Annotated in this window: 3 protein-coding genes; 1 reads left to right on the top strand and 2 read right to left on the bottom strand. The window is 65.1% G+C overall.

Annotated features, from left to right (window positions below; genetic code table 11):
• The first annotated feature begins 122 nt into the window (after positions 1 to 122).
• Positions 123 to 2996 (top strand): aminomethyl-transferring glycine dehydrogenase, encoded by a 2874-nt coding sequence (gcvP, locus tag ACK1U9_RS19660; protein ID WP_108480286.1) that lies wholly within the window; start codon positions 123 to 125, stop codon positions 2994 to 2996.
• A 119-nt stretch (positions 2997 to 3115) separates the two neighbouring features.
• Here gcvP and ACK1U9_RS19655 read toward each other — a convergent pair whose 3' ends face one another.
• The gene (locus ACK1U9_RS19655; protein ID WP_003259356.1) at positions 3116 to 3430 is read right to left on the bottom strand and encodes a DUF2388 domain-containing protein; all 315 of its coding nucleotides are present in this window, start codon (positions 3428 to 3430) and stop codon (positions 3116 to 3118) included.
• An 88-nt stretch (positions 3431 to 3518) separates the two neighbouring features.
• The gene (locus ACK1U9_RS19650; RefSeq protein ID WP_085601827.1) at positions 3519 to 5204 is read right to left on the bottom strand and encodes a GspE/PulE family protein; all 1686 of its coding nucleotides are present in this window, start codon (positions 5202 to 5204) and stop codon (positions 3519 to 3521) included.
• Positions 5205 to 5244: the final 40 nt, after the last annotated feature.

Here is a 5244-nt window from a genome sequence, read left to right as displayed (position 1 = left end):
GGGGGTGGGGGCTCCCCGGCGATAGGGCCGGTACTGGCAAAACAAGTTTCCCCGCAGAATCGGCAATCCCTTCCTAGACTTGTAAGTCTCCATGAGAGCTGTTCCAGGAAGAGAGCGTCGTCATGTCCCAGTCGCCATCCCTGCATCAACTGCAAGAGCTCAACCCTTTCCTGCGTCGCCACCTGGGCCCGGATGCCACGGAGCAGCAGGCCATGCTCAATGCGCTGGGTGTCGCCAGCCGCAGTGAGCTGATCGAGCAGACCGTACCGCCAGACATCCGCCTCAATCGCCCCCTGGACCTGCCGCCGGCACTGGACGAACAGGCCGCCCTGGCCAAGCTCGCCGGTTACGCCGGGCAGAACCAGGTCTGGACCAGCCTGATCGGCATGGGCTACCACGGCACCATCACCCCCACGGTCATCCTGCGCAACGTGCTGGAAAACCCGGGCTGGTACACCGCCTACACGCCCTATCAGCCTGAAATCGCCCAAGGCCGGCTGGAAGCACTGCTGAACTTCCAGCAGATGGTCATCGACCTCACCGGGCTGGCCCTGGCCAACGCCTCGCTGCTCGACGAAGCCACCGCCGCCGCCGAGGCCATGGCCCTGGCCAAGCGGGTGGCGCGCAACAAGAGCAATGCCTTCTTCGCCGACGAGCACTGTCACCCGCAGACCCTGTCGGTACTCAAGACCCGTGCCGAGGGCTTCGGCTTCGAGCTGATCGTCGACTCTGTGGATAACCTTGGCAAACACGCGGTTTTCGGGGCCTTGTTGCAGTACCCGGATACCCACGGCGAGGTGCGCGACCTGCGCCCGCAAATCGACCATTTGCACAGCCAGCATGCCTTGGCCTGCGTAGCCGCCGACCTGCTCAGCCTGGTGGTGCTGGCACCGCCCGGGGAACTGGGCGCCGATGTGGTGCTGGGCTCGACCCAGCGCTTTGGCGTACCGATGGGCTATGGCGGCCCCCACGCGGCCTATTTCGCCTGCCGCGATGACTACAAGCGAGCCATGCCGGGGCGCATCATCGGCGTGTCGCGCGATGCCCGTGGCAACACCGCTTTGCGTATGGCCCTGCAAACCCGCGAGCAGCATATCCGCCGCGAGAAGGCCAACTCCAACATCTGCACGGCCCAGGTGCTGCTGGCCAACATTGCCGGCTTCTACGCGGTGTACCACGGCCCGGAAGGCCTGCAGCGCATTGCCCAGCGCGTGCACCGGCTGACCTTCATCCTGGCAGCCGGCCTCGAGGCCAAGGGCATCAAGCGCCTCAACCAGCACTTCTTCGACACCCTTACCCTGGACGTCGGCGGTGCCCAGGCGGCCATCATCGAAAGCGCCGAGGCTGCGCAGATCAACTTGCGCATTCTTGGCCGCGGGCACCTGGGCGTGAGCCTGGACGAGACTTGCTCGGAGCAGACGGTGCTGCGCCTGTTCGACATCTTCCTGGGGGTGAACCACGGCCTGGATATAGCCGCACTTGACCAGCTGGCCCTGCCCGAAGGCATCCCCGCCAGCCTGGTGCGGCGCACGCCGTTCCTCGCCCACCCGGTGTTCAACCTGCACCACAGCGAAACCGAGATGCTGCGCTACCTCAAGCAGCTCGAGAACAAGGACCTGGCGCTGAACCAGTCGATGATCCCGCTGGGTTCGTGCACCATGAAGCTCAACGCCACCAGCGAGATGATCCCCATTACCTGGCCTGGCTTTGCCCAACTGCACCCGTTTGCCCCGGCGGCCCAGGCCACCGGTTACAAGGCAATGATCGACGAGCTGGAAAGCTGGCTGTGCGCCATTACCGGCTTCGATGCCATCTGCATGCAGCCCAACTCCGGCGCCCAGGGCGAGTACGCCGGCCTGATGGCCATTACTCGCTACCACCGCAGCCGCCACCAGCCACAACGCACGCTGTGCCTGATCCCGTCGTCGGCCCACGGCACCAACCCGGCGTCGGCGCAAATGGCCGGCATGGAGGTGGTGATCGTCGATTGCGACGATGATGGCAACGTCGACCTGGCCGACCTCAAGGCCAAGGCCCACTCGGCCGGGGATCGGTTGTCGTGCCTGATGATCACTTACCCGTCGACCCACGGCGTGTATGAAGAGGGGATCCGCGAAATCTGCGAAGTGGTCCACCAGCACGGTGGTCAGGTGTACATGGATGGCGCCAACCTCAATGCCCAGGTGGGCCTGGCGCGTCCGGCGGATATCGGCGCTGACGTTTCACACATGAACCTGCACAAGACCTTCTGCATTCCCCACGGTGGTGGCGGCCCGGGCATGGGCCCGATCGGCATTCGCGCGCACCTCAAGCCGTTCGTCGCCAGCCACCCGGTGGTGCCGGTACCCGGCCTGGACCCGAACAACAGCGCGGTCAGTGCCGCGCCTTGGGGCAGTGCAAGCATCCTGCCGATCAGCTGGATGTACATAGCCATGATGGGGCCGCAGTTGGCCGATGCCAGCGAGGTGGCGATCCTGTCGGCCAATTACCTGGCCAGCCAGCTGGGTGGAGCCTTCCCGGTGCTCTACCGCGGGCGCAACCAGCGCGTGGCGCATGAGTGCATCCTCGACCTGCGGCCGCTGAAGGCGCTGACCGGCATCAGCGAAGAGGACGTGGCCAAGCGCCTGATGGACTATGGCTTCCACGCGCCGACCATGTCGTTCCCGGTGCCGGGCACGCTGATGGTCGAGCCGACCGAGAGTGAGTCCAAGGCTGAACTGGACCGCTTTGTCGAGGCGATGTTGGCGATTCGGGCGGAAATTGGCGAAGTGCAGGAGGGCAACTGGCCGGCGGAAAACAACCCGCTCAAGCATGCACCGCATACCCTGGCCGATGTGCTGGCGGTGTGGGACAGGCCCTACAGCCTGGAACAGGCGGTGGCCCCCAGTGCTCACGTGCGCCAGCACAAGTACTGGCCAGCGGTGAACCGGGTGGACAATGTGTATGGGGACAGGAACCTGTTCTGTGCTTGTGTGCCGGTGGAGGCTTACCGCTAATTGTGGTTTGCCTGTGCCGGCCTCTTCGCGGGTAAACCCGCTCCCACAGGGCTTGTACAAGTTTTGAATACTGTGCAGTACTTGTGGGAGCGGGTTCACCCGCGAAGCAGGCGACGTGGTTACTCGGCTACCGCATTCTTGGCCAGGATGGCATTTGCCAGTTCCATGTCGGAAGCCTGCATCCCCGGGTTCTCTGCGCGGGCCTGGCGAATCGCCGCTTCAAGGAACGGCCCGCGGATCGCGCCTTCGCTGGCCACGAAGCTGCCGGCGTCATCCTGCGCCGCCATCACCAGCTTGTGATCCCCGGAGGTCAGGTAGCTCGATGCCGTGGTAGCACCGGTAGTCATCACGTTACGCCAGAAGGTATCGGCCATGGCCGAGCCGATAGGCAGCGAAAGCAAGGCAGCGGCAGCGATGGCGGTTTTGAAACGCATGTTGAAACACCTCGAAGGGTGAGGGTTGAAGATGCGCGATTTGATATGCAGCGGGGTTGCAAGTTCCTTGAATACAAGGGATTTTTGCTCAGGAACAGGCCCGCAGCACTTCCTCTTGGCGGGTCTGCCCGCAGGCTACCTTGGCTTCGCCGCAGCGGCGCAGATCCAGCAATCCATCGGCCACGGCCTGGCGCCTTAAACTGGCCAGATCGCCGCCCGGACCTATCAGAGCGCGCAGGCTGTCGCTGGGAACCAGCAGCTCGAACAATCCTGTGCGGCCATGGAACCCCGTGCCACGACAGGTACGACACGGCTGGCCTTCGGCCAGCGCCGCACCACCGCGGCAATCCGCGCACAGAGTACGCACCAAGCGCTGGGCCATCACCCCCACCAGCGTCGCCTTGATCAGGTAGTCGGCCACACCCAGTTCCTGAAGACGGGTGATCGCACCACAGGCGTCGTTGGTATGCAGGGTCGACAGCACCAGGTGCCCGGTCAGGGCAGCCTGCACCGCCACCAGGGCAGTCTCGCGGTCACGGATTTCGCCGATCATGATGATGTCCGGGTCCTGGCGCAGCATGGCCCGCACACCGTTGGCGAAACCCAGGTCCAGGGCGGGCTGCACCTGCAACTGGTTGAAGGCGGGGTCCAGGCGCTCGATCGGGTCTTCGATAGTGCACAGGTTGACCTGCGGCGTGGCCAGCAGCTTGAGGCTGGCGTACAGCGTGCTGGTCTTGCCGGACCCGGTGGGACCAGTGACCAGGATGATGCCCTGGCGCTGGCGTAGCAGGCCTTGCCACTGATCCAGTTGCGGCCCATCCAGGCCCAGCCGGTCGAAGCCTTCTTGCAGCTGTTGCGGGTCGAACAGGCGCAGCACCAGTTTTTCGCCGAACGGGGTCGGCAAGGTCGACAGCCGCAGTTCCACCTCGCCGCCGCCAGGCAGGCGGCTTTGCAGCCGGCCATCCTGCGGTCGGCGCTTTTCCGCGACGTCCATGCGCCCCAGGTGTTTCAAGCGGCTGACCAGCGCCAGGGTCACCCCGGCGGGGAAGGCATAGACGTTGTGCAGCAGGCCGTCGATACGGTAGCGCAGCTGGCCCTGCTCGCGGCGTGGTTCCAGGTGGATATCGCTGGCGCGTTGCTCGATGGCGTACTGCAGCAGCCAGTCGACGATATGCACGATGTGCGCGTCGTCGGCACTGGCCTCGGCCTGGCGCTTGCCAAGCTCCAGCAGCTGTTCGAGTTCGCCCAGGCTGGCTGACTGCTGGTGTTGCGCGCCTTTTACCGATTGGGCCAGGCGATGAAACGACTGCCCTGCCTGGCGGACCTGCTGCGGGTTGGCCAGCACGCGACGGACCGGCCGGCCCAGGCTGCGGGTGAGGTCGGCCAGCCAGTCATCCTGGTAGGGCTGGGCGCTGGCGACGGTGACGCTGGACGCATCGGCGGCGACGATAAGGATGCCGTGGCGCTGGGCGAAGGCCGGGGAAATCAGGCCGGCGATCTGGGGCAGGTCCAGTTGCAGCGGGTCAATGCGCAGGTAGGGCTGGCCGACCTTGTTGGCCAGCCATTGGCAGAGTCGGTCCAGGTCCAAGAGCTGGCCAGGATGTTCGCGGTCTTCCAGGGCGCAGGCAGCGATCTGTTCCAGCGGGTGTGCGGTGGGGTGGGTGACGGCATGCTCGAGGACCTGCAGGGTGTCGTTGGCGTGCAGGTGCTGGTCGGCGAGCAGGGCCTGGAGCACGTGCTTGAGATCGAGTGCCGCGTTGTCGGGGGTATGCATGGTTGGCGTCCGTGCCTGATAGGGGAGTCCTGCTCAAGGC

Source organism: Pseudomonas sp. XP1 (assembly GCF_053557675.1).
Note: the sequence above shows the minus strand (reverse complement) of the source record. Positions and strands in the feature narration are given on the sequence as shown.

Coding starts and splice junctions, on each gene's coding strand:
- gcvP (WP_108480286.1), top strand. CDS start 123: ATGTCCCAGTCGCCATCCCTGCATCAACTGCAAGAGCTCAACCCTTTC.
- ACK1U9_RS19655 (WP_003259356.1), bottom strand. CDS start 3,430: ATGCGTTTCAAAACCGCCATCGCTGCCGCTGCCTTGCTTTCGCTGCCT.
- ACK1U9_RS19650 (WP_085601827.1), bottom strand. CDS start 5,204: ATGCATACCCCCGACAACGCGGCACTCGATCTCAAGCACGTGCTCCAG.